A 17,139-nucleotide genomic window follows, 5' to 3' on the forward strand; every position below is an offset into this window, starting at 1 on the left:
CCTATGCTGACGGCCGGTCCGTGGTCACCCACCCTCCCCGACGCCCGGTGAAGGCCATGAGGTACAGCTCATACAATCGCCCGCTCTCAGCTGAGGGGTGGTGGAACCGGGGAGCACCGCCCGTCGCCTGAGGACGGTCTATGAACATACTCGCACTGCACAAGCGTCGCGCGACGCGACTCCACGCCTGCCTGCATCTACAGTCTCCAGCGCTCACCCGCAGCCACGCTCTGGAAGCCATTGCTGCTGCACACGGCGTTTATCGCTGGGCGGCTCTGCGGGCTGCCCCTGACCACCCTGTGCTCCCGCTGTCTCAGGCCCGCGCGGCCGCCGTGACCCGGTTGGCGGAGCTGCACCACCGGATTGATCCCCTGCTGATCCCTGACGACGTGCTGTGTTGTGAGCCTGGCCTGGACGCTGAGACGGCCTTGCGGCAGATCCTGCCAGCCCGCTGGCAGGACTGTCCTCTGCCGCTTTCTGGTTTTGACCGACTGATTGTCGATGAGCACCGCCCTCTGTCCCTCACGCGACTGGGTCGCCCGGCGCTGGACTTAAGTCCAGAACGGGTGACAGCCTGGGACATTGATGACATGGTGGAGGGGCTTGGTGGGCTGCATGAGGAGCGCGCCGGCTTGCCGGGCACCTTCCTGATCGCTCGGGGGGCTGACATCGCACCCGACAAACTGACCCTGTATTTCAACCATGACCATGGCCGCGTGGGTCGCACGCTCTATCAGCGTTTAGGGCCTGCTGGCCATGCAGTGATCATTGGCCCCTCCCACGATTATCTGGGGCCGCGCCTGCGCGATGTGGCGCGGACCGCATTGGAACAGGGTGCCGACGTGCACACGTTCGAATGGACAGGTGGTCTGACGGGTGCAGGAGCAGCACCGGGCCCAGGCCTCCAAGGCATTCGGCGCGTGGTAGCAGACGATTTCGGGGCAGCGCTGCGCACCTTGTCACCCCGCGCTGGTCGCCGCACGGTGGCCATCGTGGAAACCCAGGTGATGTATGACGATGCGGTGCAGGAGGCCCATGCCCGCGCCATCGTGGAACTGGCGGCCCGTGAGGTCCAGGTCATCGTCGGCGCCTACGCACAGGATGTGGAAAGTCTGCGCGAGTTGCCTGGAGGCGCCACGTTGCTCAGTGACCGTTGGGCGCCGTCCATTTTCATGACAACGCAGTTGCCCCAGCGTCCGTAGCGGTCATTTTGGTGAGGGTGCGGCAGGAAGCTCACTCTCACCTTGACGCACAGGACACCCCTATATAAGATATGGAGTATGGGTACTGAGCGGGCAACACTGAACGACATGAAGTTGGTGCGCCACCTGTATGACGATCTGGAGGCTGAGCACTACGGGCTGGCACTCGGTCGTAAGTCGGGCCTGAGCACCGCGGCCCTTTACACCTCTTTGGCCCGCTTGGAACGGATGGGATGGGTCGTGGCTCGCTGGGAGGATATTGATCCAGTCAGTGCTGGACGCCCAGCTCGCAAATATTTTCGCCTCACAGAAACTGGAATTACTGGCTACCAAACCAATTTGCAGGCCCTGACATCGCCTGCTCTGAGAGGAAAACTGATATGAAACGGGCTACTTCTACTTTATACTTGTCGACTATACTCAGCGATCCCGACTTCGCAAAGAGCTTGCGACAAAATTGGGATAACGAAGTTGATGAGCTCATATTGGAAAGGGGGGAGCAAACACCATTCCAATATGGTGTGGGCATCCTACTGCACACCATTTGGGAACTCCGTCGTTGGCCCGATCTGAGCGAGAGGCACAGATACTCTCTCATTAGTTTAGGTGCCCGTGCCTACTACACATTGAATATTCTCGTGGTGACCTCGTTGGCCGTCAACGATGTAATCCATGGATACTTGGCTTGGTTTGCCGCCCTGCTGGTCTTGGTCAGCATGTCCCCAACGATGTATTCCGGATGGTCGAGCGATCCTTACGGCTTTAACCTTCCTCGTTTAGTGAAGTCTCGACAGGTCTTCATGCTTAAGATTGGCATTTTTGGCTTGATTCTTTTGCTGCTTACGGCCCCTTGGTGGTTAAAAGTCTTCCCGTTGTTCTTTCTGGGCCATATTATTCGTATCACTCACGGAGAGCGGATAATGGACTGGTGGGCTGGCTTTACTTGGCGTCGTTGACGCTTATGCCTTGCGCCAGCGCTATCACTTTCTTGTAATGCTTGTTCACTCGGTAGCCTAAATGTGCTGCGCTGCGTGCATGGTCACGCAGTGCGCACTTTTTAATTAGGCCCGGCGGAATGAATTTCAGGTTCGCCTTGGTGCAGGTCTGAAGCACCCGCAGCCGCAGGGCATCGAGCGTGTCATAGGGGAACATTCGTTTGCTCTGGGTGCCGGCCAACGTCTCTGGATAGAGAGGGTCATACCCAGCCTGGTGGAGCAGCCGCTCCAGGGCAGCGGCAGCCTGGGCGGTGAGCGGCGTGACCACGTCGTCGCGCAGGAGGGTCCGCTTCTCTGGATTGAAGGCACTCCACTTCAGACGCAGCAGGGTGGTCATGGGCAGCGCATGGTGCCAGACCAACAGCAGGGCAGCGAAGAGGTTGGGATCGCTTTTGGCAGCCTTGAGCAGCTTTTCGATGGCCGCTTTGGGCGGCAGCGGGTCGCTCCGGAGTTCAACCGAGGGGAGTTGGAAGTCCACCAGGGGGTCACCGTGTAGCAATTCCAGCTTTCGCAGGGCGCGGTAGAGGGCGCGGAGGGCGGTGACCCGGCTGATGCGCGTGTTGCCTTTAGCCTCGGTGCCGTCGATGTTGGTGAGGATGACCCGTTGAAGCCAGGGCTGGAAGTCCGCCGGTGGCCGCAGCAGCGACACGTGGTCGCGGCGGGCGGCTTCAAAGATGGGACGCAGGTTGCTGATCAGCTGGGGGGCTCGGCCGGGGAGGCGGTCACGTTCGTGGAGGGCGGAAATCAAAGTGTCGAGCTCCAACTCGTGCAGGGCCTGGGTGACTTTGCGGGCGAGTTCGTCGGTGGAGAGTTCCTCAGGCATGAAGCATTATCTGATAACGGATATGAGCAATTCAACTCTCGTTCCCTCGTCTAGCACATCTTCACGCCGTTGATGCACGCACAAAGTACCTCCATAAACCGCCTCGTCCCCATTCCTTCCGTTAGACCAGTGGCAGATTCACTGCCACTGATCGCTACATGCGCACCACCCTCTGAGGACTCTTAGTGCACTGACATCCCGCCATTACGGCCGGGTGTTGAGGTCCGTGCCAAATTGCTGATTCAGGAAGATGGCCAGGGCCTGCGCGAACCGCTGATGCGCGAAGCTGCTGGGATGAATCCCGTCCAGGCTGAAGCTCCGCCCGAACGGAGCCGCCGCCGTCGGAATCAACGGCCGCCCCGGCAAGCTGTCCAGCACCGTATTGACATCAAAGACTGGAATGGAGTTGGCCGCCGCCAGTTCCCGGATTGCCTGGTTGTATCCCTGCACGATCTGCTGCGCCTGGGTGTACTCCGTAGCCGTCAGCGCGTCTGGACTGGTACAGGACAGAGGCTTCTCCTTACTGGCCTTGGCCACAGTCAAGGTCCCAAAGTACGTTTCCTGCCCCTGGCAACTGGCATCCACCAGGCCACCCAAGCGCAGCAGCCGAACCGGCACCAGGGCTGGTACCCGCGTCATGTCCGGCAGCGTCATCAGCACCAGGTGCTCCACCCCACCGTCCAGGAGACGGGTGATCAGTTCAGCGTAGTCTGCCCGGAATTGAGCCAGCGGGGTGGCCTGATCAGGTTGCCCGCGTAGGGTGGGCAGCAGCGCGTCGTTGTTCCCAATCCACACGGTGACGAACTGCGGTCGCAGCTTGAGGGCGGCCTCTAGTTGCGTGGTGCCTGGGCCCAGGACTGCGCGGTACAGGTCGGCGTCATAGAGCAGGGGGTCGGGGTCCTTGACCTGCGTATCAGTGCTTCTCAGCACGTCGCCCACCTTGGCACCGGGCACGGCCACGACCATCGCCTGAACGTCCGGGTGTGCCCGCTGGCAGTTCTTGACACCGCTGACACCAATGGGTGGGGGGCACCCTGGGGCAAGCACCTCAGGCATGGGCGTCTCGAGGCCGCCCCGCTGCCCCAGCAGGTGAGCGTAGGACGCATTCTGAGACTCGGCGGTCAGACCACCAGACTGGAACCCCGCAGTGATGCTGTCGCCCATCGCCACATAACGGGTAAAGGGCGTGGCGTCCGGGCGGGGGGTGTTAGACAGGGCGGGCGTGCAGGCCGTGAGGAGCAGAGTGAGGGTAACGAGCGCGGCTTTCATGGCACCACCTCCAGAAGAACGCATCAGCAGCTCGGGGCTGCCAGCGAGTTCGGGTATACCACAGCGCCTTCAGCGCGCCCGCTGCCCCTACACTTACACCGTACCCAAGCGATCACGACACCCGATTGACGCTGATTTCCTCGTCTTCCTTCTGTGCGTCCTCTCTCTTCACCGAGGTGATCTATGAACCGTTTTCGTGCCTGGCCCGTCCTGCTGACCGCCCTTACCTCCCTGCTCACTTCACCTGCCCTGGCCCAGAGTGGTCAGATCGCCGACGGCACCTGGACCCTGCGCGAACTCCGCGACGCATCCGGCACCCAATCGTTCGGCGGCTTGGACGCGCCGACCCTGCGGCTGCTGGGAACGGGAATCAGCACGGACGAGGGGACGCAAGTGTCGGGGTCGACCGGCTGCAATACGTTCAAGACCACGGCGATCTTCACGGCCCAGACCCTGAAACTCCGCCCGCTGATCACGACGCGCCGGGCCTGCCCGGCGCCGCAGTTAGCGCTGGAGCAGCGCTATCTTCAGGTGCTTCAGGGTGCGCGGGTGTATGTGCGCCAGGGCACGACCCTGACGCTCACCACTGGACGTGCCCAGGCGATCTTCGTGTACGGCAGTGAGGCGTCGCGGCAGTTGGTGACCACCTGGAGGCTGGTAGGGGGCCAGGGCGAGCCCCCAGTGACCCTGAGCTTCACCGCCGATGGCCGGGTGAGCGGGTTCAGTGGCTGCAATACGTTTATGGGCCGCTACACCGTGGATGACCTGGCGCTGTCGGTGGGCCCACTGGTCACGACGCGCCGGGCCTGCGCGACCTCGGCGCAGCAGGCGCAGGAAATGCGGGTGCTGGGGCAGCTTGAGCAGGTCACGCGTCTGGAACTGAGTGGTCCACACCTGACACTGATCACCCGGGATGGACAGCGCATCCAATGGGCTCGGCCAGTCAATTAGGCGCAACACCATTTCGCACCCTACGCCTGGAAAGGCAAAGGATGCTTGGTGTCCGTAGAAAAGGGCTGCTGAAGCGAAGAGAATTGGTGAGGTAGCTCTCGTATCCATTTTCATGTACTGAACAGGCAGTTGGCCGAAACCTGCTTTCCCTCACACTGCCCCCCATGCCTCCATCCCCTCCACACCCTGCTTGGCGATCACGCCTGCGGCGCTTCTTCATCCACTCCCTGATCTTCGTCGCCGCCACCCTCCTCTTCCTGGTGGCCGTCATCACCGCCCTCCTCAAAGGCTGGCTCTCGGCCGATCAGACGGTATTCATCCTCTCCCTGGGCGGCATGGTCGGCGGCATCACCCTCATCGCCCGCTTTATGCTGCCCCGCATCAATCATCAACGCGACGCGGGGCTCGCCAAGATTCTCGCGGACGTCACGGCCCAGAAGTACAAGGCTGCGCCCGATGAAGCCTGGCTCTTCATCCGCCGTGGCTGGTGGACCCGTGACCGTCAGCTCACCCCCGCTGGGCAGCAAGTCCTGGCCAGCCTCCCAGCGGCCAAGGGACGGCGCTGACCCTCGAAAGCTGTGCTCCCTTGCTGCTCCATTCCGCTATGCTGCATCTACCCCGGAGGCTGGCCCGACATGTACAGCCAAAAGGGCACACCCCCCTGCGTCTGAGAGTCGCCAAACTTCGTCGCAGAAAGGGTGTGAGCGGACAAACTCGGTGTTGTGGGTCGACCCGGCCCGCAGGCCTTCGTCTGTGTTCATGGTACGCGGCTGAACACCCCCGGTCAACACAGCCCCTCGACCGGAGCCCCCAGGGTTTCCCCCCTGAATCCCGCGCAGGAGTCCCCTCGTGACGGTTCCGCCTGCCCCAGACCCCTCGGTCCGCATTCAATCCAAGGGTCACTACGCCTACGGCTTCACCATCCTCCCCAACGTCCTACGCGACCGCCTCATGCCCCAGGCCGGCACTGACGCCTGCACCCTGGCCTACTTGATCCTGTCCTGGGCCGCGGAAGGAACCCGGGGCGCTCGCCTGTCCGCACGCTACATCAAAGGCCTCACCCGTTGGTCACCCAAACGCCTCAAAGACGCCAAGGCGGCGCTGCTGGCGGCCTGGCCCGATGTCTTCGACCACCTGCCTGGGGATGCGCCCACCAGTCGCCCGGAAACCTGGTTCGTGGACTTCGACCAACTGAGCCTGCGGCATGCCACTTACCTGCAAGAAGTGCGCGCAGAACAGGCCCAGCGCCGGGGGCCAGGGCGGCCGAAAAAACCTGTAGCGACACCCGCCACAGGTATTTCCAGCCCCGAAAACCCTGTGGCGACACCCAACACAGGGTTTTCGCAGTTCCTGGCCGCCGGGGCCGAAACCCTGTTTCGACACGCGCCACAGGGGTGTGGCGACACCCGCCACAGGCCTGTGTCACGTGTCGCCACACTCAAAGACATAGAAAAGACAGAACAGAAAAGAGGAGAAGGAGAGAGCGCCCTTTCAGTTTCGCTGGACTCCTCCTCAGAAGTCGCTGCGCGAACTTCAACGGCGGCCGCCCATGACACTCCAGGTCCTGGGCCTGCAGGGGTGGTGCCGCCTGTCGGCGGGGCCGCTCACGCGGCCAGCGGGGAGGCTGATCCTGTCCAGGAACAACCTTCGTTCCCCACACGTCCACCCGAACACGTCCATGGCCTTGAAGAGGTTCCGGGCGGCGCGGCGGCCGTCGCGGAGCTGCGCCCCGTGCCGCGGGCCGAACTGGCCGCTCGGCCCCTGGCCGGCCAACGCAGCCCGGCTTTTGACCTGCTGGTGTCCTACGGCGGCGATCTGCTTCGCAAAGCCATCCAGGAGAAAACCCGCACCGGCAATCTGCCGCGCGCGGACGGGTGGCTGCGCCTCACGCTGGGCGAGATCCACCACGCCGGCCGCACGGCGGAGCGAGAAGCCGAGCGCACCATGAGCAATGTGCAGACCCTCTTCTACCGCGCCCTCGACCGCTTGATCGGTGCTGGGCCCCAGGAAGGCGGCGCAGGAACGGTCATGGATCCAGGCCTGCGCGAGGGCGCACCGTGCACCGTCAAGGGGCAGCCGGGCGTGGTCCTGAAAGTCTCCTCCACCCGCTACACCATTCGCCTGGCCCATGACGAGGACGTGTACGTCGACCGCACCGCCCAGACCCAGCTGGCAACCCTGCAGGCCGTGGCCGGGCCAGCCGTGGTGGCACCGGTCGAAGCGGCCGGCGATCTCCAGCCGGGCGCGATCTGGCGGGACCGGACGGGGCACCTGGTCCGCATCGAGCGCTGGACGCCCACGCTGGTCTATTTGGACGGCCTGGCCCCCGTGCCGATGGCGAAATTTGCGACGGAGTACACGTGCCAGAGACCTGCGCAAGCATCGTAGGCACCCCAAAGCCCAGCGAAACGGTGAACCCGCTCCCCTGCCAGGTCTGGAATCGACATGCCAAAGTGCCGTCATGCGTGACGGCGAGATGGAGGTCAGAGAAGTCCTGGCGCTTACGGGCGGTTTGGCAACCGTTCGGCTGCCGGAGACCCGTGTGGAGACGTGGCACTGCGACGCCCTTCCTCCAGAGCTGGTCATTGGGGACCGGATGGGCGTCACAGCACAGCGGCAGACGGTGCTGCGGCCTCCGCTGACTGGGTTCCGCGCATGAACGTCACGGTGACCATTTCGCACGTGGAGACAGGGGAGGTCGTGGCTCATCTCGGGCCGTACGAATCGGCCCGTAACGCGCGGCTCGCCGCCGCTGACCACGCCGGCCAGGCCCTCACTTGGCAACGCGGAGAGGACACTTGGCTGGCTGAGAAATACCCTCTGGCTTACGGCGTGCCTGCAGACCCACCATCCAGCTTAGAAGAATGACTGTGAACTGTGTTGGAGCGACACACTGGGAGGAAGTGGACGACACACTGGGAGGAAAGCTGTCGAAATCGAGCGACACACTGAGAGGAAAACCGGTTCTTCTCCAGCGACACACTGGGAGGCTTATAGGGTACGCGAACGACACACCAGGAGGTTTGCGAACGATCATCCAGAAGGATTGCTGGCGACACACTGGGAGGGTGTTGAACACCCTGAGCGATACACCAGGAGATTTCAGGGCGCTGGCCGACGACACACTGGGAGGAAACCGCACGACACACTGGGAGGCTTTAGACTAAAAAATACGTCTGGGCCGATGTTCTCCATTTTCCCTTGATGATGACATTCAATTTTTAAAACAGTTCTTTTTGCTGTTAGGGACGGTAGACTGTCACCATCAGCAGCCCGTCCTCCCCCCCCTCCCGGTACGACGACCTGAACCTCGCAGGTCTCAACCTGATCGTTGCGCTTGATGCTGTGGAAATGACCTACTGGTCCATCACCACCGAGCAGGCGGGCCGGGTGGTGAAGGTCAGTTGTGAGGCCATGCCGCAATACCAGGTGCCACATGGCCTGGACAACGATGTCACAACCGCCCTGATCAACCTGTTCTTCGAGCAGGGCGAACCCGATGACGGTGTGCTGGTCATCAGTGTGTCTCAGCTTTTGAAACTGTGCGGTTGGCACAACAACGGCCGGTATATCTCTGCCCTGAAGACCTCCCTGCGCCGGCTGCACACCAGTTCATTCACCATTTCTGGTGGGTGGCGCGATGAGCCAAATCGCCGGTGGGCGCACGCCAGTTTTCATTTCATTGAGCGCCTGGGGTTTTCCACGGCTGATGAAGCTTCCAATTTTGACCTCCGGTCGATGATCACGCTGCGCCTGGCCGAAGACATCCTTTACAGCCTGCGCAGCGGCTACGTCAAACCGCTCGATACCACATTCATGGGTAAGCTCAAGCGCCCCCGCACACGCGTGCTCTACCGGGTGCTGGACGCTGCACGATTTCAACTGGAGCGGGTGGGCGCCTCCCACGACACCCTGGATGTCAATGTGCTGGCCTGGGCAGATCAGTGCAAGATTCCTTCGCAGGGGGAAGCCTGGCGGGTCATCAAGGCTCTGAAAGGACCCCATGAAGAGCTGACCAAACGTGGCTACTTGCGTGCCGTGGAGATCACCGGCCGAGGGCGCGACCAGCGTCTGCGGTATGAATTCGCGCGGGAATTTGTGCCCATCGATCCAGCGGTGGCCCGGCGGCTCAAGGGGTACGGCATTACCGATGGTGGGATTCGCCGTCTGTCTCAGACGCACAGCCGCGTCACCTTGATGAAAGAGATGGACCGCTTTGACGAACTCGTTCGAACGAAGCTCCTGGTGGTCAAAAAGACCAAGGCCGCGGCCCTGATGTATCTGTTGCAGCATCCAGATGAATATCCTTACCCCAACACGCCGCCGGAGCGCCCCAAGCCTGCAGCACGGCTTCCTGTGGATGAGCCAGGGTCTGTGGATGCCGCGGCCCAGTTCGCAGATCTGACGCCAGAAGCCGCAGCGGAACGCCTGATCAGCTACCTCAGTCCCCATTACCGCCGGTTGCTGCTTCCCTCGGACTTTGATGCGCTGCGGCATGCCGTCGTGTGTGAGCGTCTGAATGCAGGGGAGGTGGCCACAGAGGCCCTCGCCGCCGTCAGCCGGTTGGATCGCGAGGGCTTCATCAACACGTTGCGCGAGCACCTCCTGCGCTGACGGTTCAAAGCCCAGCGCTGAACACCACATTCAGGGCCAGGCCACCGGCAATCCCCAGCCCGAAGACCAGGGCGCTGATGGGCAAGACGGTCCAGAGAGGATGAACAGGCATTTGCACCTGCGGGATCAGAGCGCTCCGCCAAGTCAGAGCCAGACCAAGGCGAAGAGCGGCAGACGGTAATGAAGCAGGCAGACGCCAACCTGGGCTGCTCCTGGCATTACGGTCGTTACGGGCGTCTGCCAACCCCACATCCAGCCTCCCGTCAGTGTGAGGCTCCACCAACTCAGCTCTCGCCAGGCGTACATCTCAATCTCCTTGTTGACTAGATGCCGCTGGACGGACGCCGACCATGCCAGCGATGCCTGCCGCACACAGCAGCGTTGCGCCCACCATTGACCAGCTGACTCCTTCAATCTGAGTGGAAGCCGGCCACTGCGACTGAAGAGCTATCAGAGCCACGCTGTGCTGGGCAGCCAGTGCACACAAGGCCCCACCGGCCCCACACAGCACCGCCGCGACGCCCTGATCGAGAGGAGTGGAAGCGTCCAGTGTCCGGATACGCAGGTGGCCGTCGCGCCAGCCCAGGGCGCCCAGCAGCGCCGCGCTGACGCTCAGCACCAGGGGTGTAAGCACAGGCGGGTGCCCCAGAAGCCCATCCGCGATGAAAGCCGCGGTGGCAAGCCCGAAGGTCAGGCACAGGCGCTGGGCGAACGAGGCAGGCATGCAGTCACTGTACGGCGCGTGTCGTTTTCTCCACAGGCGCCGTACATTCCGCTGACGGATTGACGTCCAGGTCCGGGTAGTAGCGTTCCAGCACCAGGGCGACATACGCCGGATCGGCATCGGGAAAGGGCACGAAGCGCGCGCAGAGCGCCGCAGCCACATCCCGTTCATACCAGCCGTCCTCGTGACGAACCGAGACCGGAATGGCCTCGTTCGCCGCCGGCGTCAAGTGATACCCGCCGTGGCGGCCCGTCACCACAAAGGTCACGCCCGGCTGCACTGCTTCCACTTCCAGGATCGTGCCCCACGGACTCTGTCCGTAGAGTTGAGGCGAGAAGCGTGGCACGTTCTGGTCAAGCGTAGGGCGGTCAGTCCACTGTGGATCAGTCATGAGACACCTCAGGTAGCAGTCGAGGGACCCGCTGGGCCGACCGGCCCTGGGTCAGGTGATGGGCCAGGTGGGCCACCAGCAAACAGACGGGCACCGCCAGCAGGCCACTTCCGGTGACTCCAATAGAGTTCCAGCCCAGCCACACAGCAGCCACCATCACGGGAAAATGGGTGGCATACAGGGCGTAACTGCGCTCCCCCAGCCATTGGGCCCAGCGCTGCTGGAAGAAGGCAGGTTGGAGGCCTTCAAGGGCCAGCAGCACTCCAGCGGCCCCAAGCGCGGTCAGCCAGCGCAAATACGCATCGTCACTGCCCAGGACATGCCGGCACAGGAGCACGCCTGCACCCAACACACCCACCAGCGGCAGGAGCCGGGCCGGCACTTGAGGCGGCTGGAGGGCCAATAGCACCCCCAACAGAAACAGGGGCATGACCATCAGGGGCCAGAACACGAAGACCATGCCGAACGCCAAAGGCAGGCTGATGAGCAGGGCGGTCCAGCCCCAGCGGCGCGCCGCCCAGACCATCAGGGGCAGCAGCGCACTGGCGTAGAGCTCGATGGCCAGGGTCCATAGGGGGGGGTTGACGCGGTTGGCCTCGAACCAGCCCCCCAGGCCGAGCGTCAGCACGCCCTGGAGGTCTAGGCCGGTTAGGGGCTCGGTCAGGATGGGCAAGAGCCCGTGCGGGGCCAGATCAGCGGGCAGACTGGCGGCGAGCGGCCGGGCCAGGCCGAGGCCAAGCACAGCACCCAGCAGGCCCAGGGGGGCCAGGCGGCGCAGGCGGGCGGCCAGGTAGGGCCACAGAGCCGGCCGGCGCACATAACTGCGGGCGACGACCAGGCCGCTCAGGACGAAAAAGACGTCGACGGCAGGGGCTCCGAAGTGCCACAGCAGATAGTCGAACGAGCTGGGCTGGGTGCGCCCAGGCAGAAAGGTGAGGGCGGCGACGTGGCTGAGCACCACGGCGAGCGCCAGCAGGCCGCGGAGACCGTCAAAGGCAAGCACACGGGGGTGTGGGGTGGACATGGGGGCGCCTCCAGAGCAACGTCGCGCGCCCCAAGGCTGTGGGGCGCACGACGCAGCTTAGGAAAGGTCAGGTTCCCGCCAGCCACCCAAAAAAGGCCGTCCTATCTTGCAGGGCTACAGGGCGTTTGCTTCGCTGAACGTGGTACACCAGAGCATGGGTGTTTCAGGCACAGACCTCGTCACTTGGGCTGGTGGCCAAGCCGCAACGACTCAACTTCCTGAGCTGGTGCGCAGACTCATCTTGGCCACGAGTCGCGCGCAGGTGAGTATGCGTGCTGGCGACGGCGTTCGCGAAGTGGGCTTTGACGGTATCGTCCACCTTGATACGCCGCACTCTTTTATTCCTCAAGGTGACTCGGTCTGGGAAATGGGCGTCAACGCTGATCCTCTCCGAAAAGCTAATGGCGACTACAGAACCCGCACGGATAAGCCATTAACGGTCACCCCGGCGGAAACCACCTTCGTTTTTGTGACTCCAAGACGGTGGCCAGAGAAAGGGGAATGGATTCAGCGCCGACTTGCGGAAAACGTCTGGCGCGACGTGCGCGTCCTCGACGCTGACGATCTTGAGAGCTGGCTCAGCACCGCGCCAGCCGTTGACACCTGGCTGGCCCCTTTGGTCGGTCACCTGACGGTCGGTGTCAGTACGGTCGAGCAGTTCTGGTCTCAATGGTCCGAGGCCACCAACCCGCCTTTTACCCCAGAAGTCCTGACTGTCGGCTGGAAAGACGACCCAGTGTCTACACTGCGCACATTTCTCGCGGCTGAGCCTGGTGCGCGCGGCCTATCAGGCGAATCGCCCCAGATGGCCGAGGCCTTCATCGCCGCCACCCTCATGGCGTGGCCTGGTGTTGAAGGTGAACAGGTCCGTGCCCGTACGCTGTTCGTCGGTCAGGAAAGCGCATGGACAAATGCCGTCGTCCAGGGTAAATCCTCTATCCTGGTGCCTCTCTTTCCCCAGCGCTCGCACGTTACCTCTGCGGTTCACCAGGGCCATCATGTCCTCGTGCCGCTTGGACGGCGTGACGGCAGTATCAGGCAGGTGATCGTGCTTAGCCGTCAACAGCGGCGTGTCCTTCGAGAGGCGCTTGTCCGTATGGGGGTGCCTGAAACTCAACTCGAATCCCTCGCCACACTCGGCCGCCGAAGCCTCCTGGCCCTTCGGCGGCGCTTGGCCCATCTTGAAGCGGTTCATACCCCTCCCTGGGCCGGCCAAAACCTAGTCGCCCCTATGCTGGCTGGCGCTTGGATCGATACACAATCCGGCGACCAGCAGGCCCTGGCACAACTGGCGGGTGAGCAAGACTACGCGGCAGTTCAGCGAGCGGTCATCGGCCTGGCACAGCAGAATGAGCCCCCGCTCCGGCGCACCGGTTCAAGTTGGCTCCTGACATCCAAGGAGGACGCCTGGACCCTTCTGGCACCTACCCTGATGGAAGCCAACCTCAACCGCCTCGTAAACGTTGTCCAGACCGTCTTAGGCACTGTTGACCCAGCATTGGCTCTGCCTGCTGAACAACGACCTATGGCGGCGCTCTATGGGAAGGTTCATCCTTACTCGGAGTTGCTGCGAGAAGAGTTGGCCGACACGCTCGCTTTGATGGGGGCCCGCTCCGCTGACACGTCCTGGTACCTTCTCGAATCGCCTCAAACCTACGTGGATCAGATTGTTCGCTCCCTCCTGAGCACCCGTACAACGGATGCCTGGACTTCCCTGGCGCCGGCTTTCCCTCAATTGGCCGAGGCCGCTCCAGACGTGTTTTTGACGGCTGTTGAGCAGGCGCTGGCTTCAGGCACGCCCTCTTTGGTCGACCTCTTTCAAGATGCCAAATCGCAAGTCTTCGGCCATTCTTCGCCACACATTTTCTTGCTGTTGGCGTTAGAAGGGCTCGCTTGGTTGCCAACCTTTTTCAGCCGCGCGACGTTGCTCCTCGGCCGCTTGAGTGACTTGGACCCAGGAGGCCAAACCCTCAATCGGCCGTCCAACAGCCTGGCCGAGGTATTCAGTCCCTGGCTCAGAAACACGGATGTAGGAGTCGCAGACAAATTGAGAGGGGTAGATGTCCTGCGCGAACAACTGCCAGACGTTGGCTGGCGCCTCATGCTGGCCCTGGTGGTCACTGACGGGGTGAGTGGTCGAACCAGGACGCCGAATTGGCGTGATTGGGGACAGGATCTGCCGTGGCAACTCCCGGAAGAACAGATCATCGAGATGCTTGCCGAAATCAGAAACCGACTTCTGCAAGATGCTGGGGGTTGCAGTGACCGGCTGTTGGGATTGCTTCAGGAGTATCGGCATTTCGACCCCCTCCAGCAAGACACTCTCTGCCAGGCCATTCACACGGCAGCCCAAGCCCCAGACGCCCAGACAGTCATTTGGGAGGCACTTCGGGAATTTGTCGCCTCTCAGTATGAATTTCCAACGGCGCATTGGGCTATAACCGGCGGGCCACTGCAGAAACTGGAACAGTTGCGGGACCAACTCCAACCAACGGATGTGATCGCCAAGAACAAGTGGGTCTTCAGTCAATCCCCGACACTAGGTCTTCAAACTCATCCCATAGATTTTGGCAAGCACCACGAGCTGTGGATGCAGGCACAAACGACAGCTGTTGCCGATGTCTTGGCCAGCGCACAAGCAGACGGCATTCAGAGCCTGTTGGAGAACAGCGACCCTAGTGCGGCGCAAGCCATCGGCCAGGCCGTTGGCCGACTACCTCATACCCTGTTCAATGACCCACAGAGCCTGTTGACCTTCATTCAGACCAGTCCACAGGGCGCAGGCTTTGCCGCAGGCCTGCTCCTGGCTTGGCGTTTTTCGCAACGTCGAAAAGAGATCACGGCGCTGCTCACTCGACCTGAATTCACTGCCAGAGCAGCGGCGGAGCAGGCTTTCTTGCTTCAGGCGTTGCCCGCTGACACAGAGACGTGGTCACTCGTTCAGAGCCTTGGCGGGGAGGTGGCGCAGGCTTACTGGCAGCAAGTCTCTGTCTTTGAGGTCGGCCGCGAGTCGACAGAAGCGGCTGAAGAGGCTTACCGCCAATTCCGAACCTACGAACAGCACACGACTGCCTTCTATTTAGCTCAGCTGCGGTCCCTCGATCTACCGGGGCATGAATGGCTGAGCTTATTGGAGGCCTTCGAGGAGCAAGACGCTGCCTTCGTCCGAGATCAGGCCCACCACATTCGCGAGCTGCTGGAAGAGTTAGCCGAGCGGACTGACGTGGACCAATCGAAACTGGCCCAAACAGCATGGGCGTACCTTCCCCTATACGGCTACAGCCAAGCTCCTGCCGCGCTCAATCAAGCTTTGCTCGCGGATCCAGAGCTGTACGCCACGATATTCCTTACCGCGTTTCCTGGCGCAGCTGGACAAAGCGACGAAGATCAGGAGGGGAAAAAGCGCCGAGAACGGGCCGCACATTTGCTCTGGATGCTTCGGGGCGTGCCAGGCACAGCCAACGGTCAGCTTCCCGATGAGGCCACCCTGCACGCGTGGTACACCGCAGTGCAGGCACGGCTCAAAGCGCAAGACCGAGGCCGCATAGGCGACAGCCAGATTGGGCAATTGCTGGCCACTGCGCCCGCACAAGATGGGCAATGGCCGCCACCAGTGGTGTGCACCTTGATTGAGTTCGCCAAAAGTGAAGCGTTAGAGGACGGCTTTCGGCTGGGTCGGTACAACCTCAGGGGAGGCACCAATCGCGACCTCGACTCTGGCGGTGATCTGGAAAGGGAACTGGTGGCCCAATATCAGCAGCAGGCGCAAACTGTAGAGGCGCGCTGGCCCCGTACAGCGCAGTGTCTACGGGAGTTGGCTCAAATGTACGAACAGGAGGCCCGCCGCCATGATGACGACGCGGAGCTGACTCAGGACAGGTGGACTTGAGGACTCTAGACGCGCACATCGATTTGAGACCTTAACGGGAGAACTATTCAAGGCTGGAATTTGGGGTCAAGTGAGAGTAGGAACAGGAACTTACCCTAAGGGTCGACGTGTCCAGTTGGGGTATACCCCAGCCCCACACGGCAGCGCGCTGATGAACAGGGTATTGAGGTGTCAAGTTAGGGTCCCCTTTCGGTCAATCTGACAGGTGTCAGGGGATATCTGGATGTCAACTTGACACCCGCGATGGCGGTGGCTCTCTTCTTCGCACACGGTCTTTTCGACTCGAATTCACGATTGGCGCAAAATTGTACGGTAAGCGCAATTCTTCGTCTAAGACGCTGTTTTTCCTCTTAGGGTAAGTTTCTGTTCCTACTCTCACTTGAGGCCAATTTCTGTTCCTTGTTTAGTGCGACCTCTGAAGATGACGTTGGGGCTTTCCACTTGTTGGAATAACACCTCAGGTCAGCGATCAGATTATCCGGGCCCTCACCGACTGGGTCTGGTTAAGCTCTGATGGCATCAGCCTTGTCCTGTGCCAACAGTTCTGGATCAGTGGGTGCGCCTCGACTCAACGGCGCTGGTGCACGATGGCGTCGCCCACGAAAGTCGGCGGCCGCCACTGCCGGTTGAGCGGGCTGCTCGCGGCAATCTCCGCTTCGGTGTGCTGCGCCTTGGGGTGCAGGCCTGCGAGCTGCTCCGCCAGGAAGCGCCGCGCACGCACGTAGTCCAGCGTCAGAGGCTCCAGCAGTGACGCTGTCCCCAGGTCGGTCCCCAGCACCTCGACGGTGGTGGCCAGCGTGGCGGGGTCCGCGGTGAAGTGCAGCTGCGCGCGCTCCACGTCGGCGGGCGTCAGCAGCGGCGCCAGGCGGTCGCGGAACAGCGGGTCCGCCAGCAGGGCGGCCACGGGCAGGTGGCCGTCGAGCACCACGTGCAGGCGCGGCGCGCTGTGCGGGCGCAGCGCTTCGACGTTCAGGGCGAAGATCACAGGCTGCAGGGGGCTGTCCTGAATGGCCGCTTTCATGGTGTCGATGGCCTGGGTGTACGCGGCAAGCAGTTCGGTGAAGGTCATGGCAGCTCCTGGCCCAGCGGGCGGGTGAGAGGACTTGATCATAGACAACGCCTGCCTCTGCCGGGTGGGCAGGGGCAGGCGGACCAGGGGGCGCTACATAATTTCGGAGCCGATCCCCGGCGCGGCTGGGGGGGCCGACGACCGCTCAGCGGCGTGCTGGGCGGTCGCCTGGCTGGGGAACAGCAGCG

At 62.3% G+C, this 17,139-nt stretch carries 14 protein-coding genes; 8 read left to right on the forward strand and 6 right to left on the reverse strand.

Annotated features, from left to right (window positions below; genetic code table 11):
• The first annotated feature begins 140 nt into the window (after positions 1–140).
• From GO986_RS12025 to GO986_RS12035, 3 genes are all read left to right on the forward strand, one after another.
• The gene (locus tag GO986_RS12025; protein WP_157459547.1) at positions 141–1,202 is read left to right on the forward strand and encodes a hypothetical protein; all 1,062 of its coding nucleotides are present in this window, start codon (positions 141–143) and stop codon (positions 1,200–1,202) included.
• Positions 1,203–1,310: 108 nt separating this feature from the next.
• Positions 1,311–1,586, forward strand: a complete 276-nt coding sequence (locus GO986_RS12030) for a PadR family transcriptional regulator (protein ID WP_198170629.1) — start codon at positions 1,311–1,313, stop codon at positions 1,584–1,586.
• A 23-nt stretch (positions 1,587–1,609) separates the two neighbouring features.
• Positions 1,610–2,158 carry a hypothetical protein gene (locus tag GO986_RS12035; RefSeq protein ID WP_157459549.1) on the forward strand — a complete coding sequence of 183 codons (549 nt, stop codon included), beginning with the start codon at positions 1,610–1,612 and terminating at the stop codon, positions 2,156–2,158.
• Here the strand turns inward: GO986_RS12035 and GO986_RS12040 are convergent.
• Together GO986_RS12040 and GO986_RS12045 are read right to left on the reverse strand one after the other, a co-directional pair.
• Positions 2,142–3,020, reverse strand: a complete 879-nt coding sequence (locus GO986_RS12040) for a site-specific integrase (RefSeq protein ID WP_157459550.1) — start codon at positions 3,018–3,020, stop codon at positions 2,142–2,144. The two genes, GO986_RS12035 and GO986_RS12040, sit on opposite strands and share 17 nt — an antisense overlap.
• Positions 3,021–3,224: 204 nt before the next feature.
• The gene (locus GO986_RS12045; RefSeq protein ID WP_157459551.1) at positions 3,225–4,289 is read right to left on the reverse strand and encodes an SGNH/GDSL hydrolase family protein; all 1,065 of its coding nucleotides are present in this window, start codon (positions 4,287–4,289) and stop codon (positions 3,225–3,227) included.
• A 183-nt stretch (positions 4,290–4,472) separates the two neighbouring features.
• Between GO986_RS12045 and GO986_RS12050 the strand changes: the two genes are divergently transcribed.
• The 4 genes from GO986_RS12050 (at position 4,473) to GO986_RS12065 (ending at position 9,854) form a co-directional block, all read left to right on the forward strand.
• The gene (locus GO986_RS12050) at positions 4,473–5,240 is read left to right on the forward strand and encodes an META domain-containing protein (protein ID WP_157459552.1); all 768 of its coding nucleotides are present in this window, start codon (positions 4,473–4,475) and stop codon (positions 5,238–5,240) included.
• 164 nt (positions 5,241–5,404) lie between these two features.
• The gene (locus GO986_RS12055) at positions 5,405–5,806 is read left to right on the forward strand and encodes a hypothetical protein (protein ID WP_157459553.1); all 402 of its coding nucleotides are present in this window, start codon (positions 5,405–5,407) and stop codon (positions 5,804–5,806) included.
• Between the two features lie 283 nt (positions 5,807–6,089).
• Positions 6,090–7,628, forward strand: coding sequence for a hypothetical protein (locus GO986_RS12060; RefSeq protein WP_157459554.1), 1,539 nt, complete (start codon positions 6,090–6,092; stop codon positions 7,626–7,628).
• A gap of 963 nt (positions 7,629–8,591) precedes the next feature.
• Positions 8,592–9,854: a replication initiator protein A gene (locus GO986_RS12065; protein WP_157459555.1), complete on the forward strand. Its 1,263-nt coding sequence runs from the start codon at positions 8,592–8,594 to the stop codon at positions 9,852–9,854.
• Positions 9,855–10,161: 307 nt separating this feature from the next.
• Here GO986_RS12065 and GO986_RS12070 read toward each other — a convergent pair whose 3' ends face one another.
• The 3 genes from GO986_RS12070 to GO986_RS12080 are packed head-to-tail and all read right to left on the reverse strand — an operon-like array spanning position 10,162 to position 11,993.
• Positions 10,162–10,578: a hypothetical protein gene (locus tag GO986_RS12070; RefSeq protein WP_157459556.1), complete on the reverse strand. Its 417-nt coding sequence runs from the start codon at positions 10,576–10,578 to the stop codon at positions 10,162–10,164.
• Between the two features lie 4 nt (positions 10,579–10,582).
• Positions 10,583–10,969, reverse strand: a complete 387-nt coding sequence (locus tag GO986_RS12075) for a DUF7007 domain-containing protein (RefSeq protein WP_157459557.1) — start codon at positions 10,967–10,969, stop codon at positions 10,583–10,585.
• Positions 10,962–11,993 (reverse strand): acyltransferase family protein, encoded by a 1,032-nt coding sequence (locus GO986_RS12080; RefSeq protein WP_157459558.1) that lies wholly within the window; start codon positions 11,991–11,993, stop codon positions 10,962–10,964. The genes GO986_RS12075 and GO986_RS12080 overlap by 8 nt, the downstream gene beginning before the upstream one ends.
• 268 nt (positions 11,994–12,261) lie before the next feature.
• Here GO986_RS12080 and GO986_RS12085 point away from each other — a divergent pair, with 268 nt between their 5' ends.
• Entirely contained in the window at positions 12,262–15,882 is a 3,621-nt protein-coding gene (locus tag GO986_RS12085; RefSeq protein ID WP_157459559.1) for a hypothetical protein, read from the forward strand.
• A 568-nt stretch (positions 15,883–16,450) separates the two neighbouring features.
• On the opposite strand, the gene GO986_RS12090 is transcribed toward GO986_RS12085, so the two are convergent.
• The gene (locus GO986_RS12090; protein WP_157459560.1) at positions 16,451–16,951 is read right to left on the reverse strand and encodes a hypothetical protein; all 501 of its coding nucleotides are present in this window, start codon (positions 16,949–16,951) and stop codon (positions 16,451–16,453) included.
• Between the last annotated feature and the right edge of the window lie 188 nt (positions 16,952–17,139).

Origin of the sequence: Deinococcus arboris, assembly GCF_009755355.1 — a bacterium.
Classification (GTDB): domain Bacteria; phylum Deinococcota; class Deinococci; order Deinococcales; family Deinococcaceae; genus Deinococcus; species Deinococcus betulae.

Bases quoted from the DNA above. Each gene is read 5' to 3' on its own strand.
- GO986_RS12025 (WP_157459547.1), top strand. From the start codon at position 141: ATGAACATACTCGCACTGCACAAGCGTCGCGCGACGCGACTCCACGCC.
- GO986_RS12030 (WP_198170629.1), top strand. From the start codon at position 1,311: ATGAAGTTGGTGCGCCACCTGTATGACGATCTGGAGGCTGAGCACTAC.
- GO986_RS12040 (WP_157459550.1), bottom strand. From the start codon at position 3,020: ATGCCTGAGGAACTCTCCACCGACGAACTCGCCCGCAAAGTCACCCAG.
- GO986_RS12045 (WP_157459551.1), bottom strand. From the start codon at position 4,289: ATGAAAGCCGCGCTCGTTACCCTCACTCTGCTCCTCACGGCCTGCACG.
- GO986_RS12050 (WP_157459552.1), top strand. From the start codon at position 4,473: ATGAACCGTTTTCGTGCCTGGCCCGTCCTGCTGACCGCCCTTACCTCC.
- GO986_RS12055 (WP_157459553.1), top strand. From the start codon at position 5,405: ATGCCTCCATCCCCTCCACACCCTGCTTGGCGATCACGCCTGCGGCGC.
- GO986_RS12065 (WP_157459555.1), top strand. From the start codon at position 8,592: ATGACCTACTGGTCCATCACCACCGAGCAGGCGGGCCGGGTGGTGAAG.
- GO986_RS12070 (WP_157459556.1), bottom strand. From the start codon at position 10,578: ATGCCTGCCTCGTTCGCCCAGCGCCTGTGCCTGACCTTCGGGCTTGCC.
- GO986_RS12075 (WP_157459557.1), bottom strand. From the start codon at position 10,969: ATGACTGATCCACAGTGGACTGACCGCCCTACGCTTGACCAGAACGTG.
- GO986_RS12080 (WP_157459558.1), bottom strand. From the start codon at position 11,993: ATGTCCACCCCACACCCCCGTGTGCTTGCCTTTGACGGTCTCCGCGGC.
- GO986_RS12085 (WP_157459559.1), top strand. From the start codon at position 12,262: ATGCGTGCTGGCGACGGCGTTCGCGAAGTGGGCTTTGACGGTATCGTC.
- GO986_RS12090 (WP_157459560.1), bottom strand. From the start codon at position 16,951: ATGACCTTCACCGAACTGCTTGCCGCGTACACCCAGGCCATCGACACC.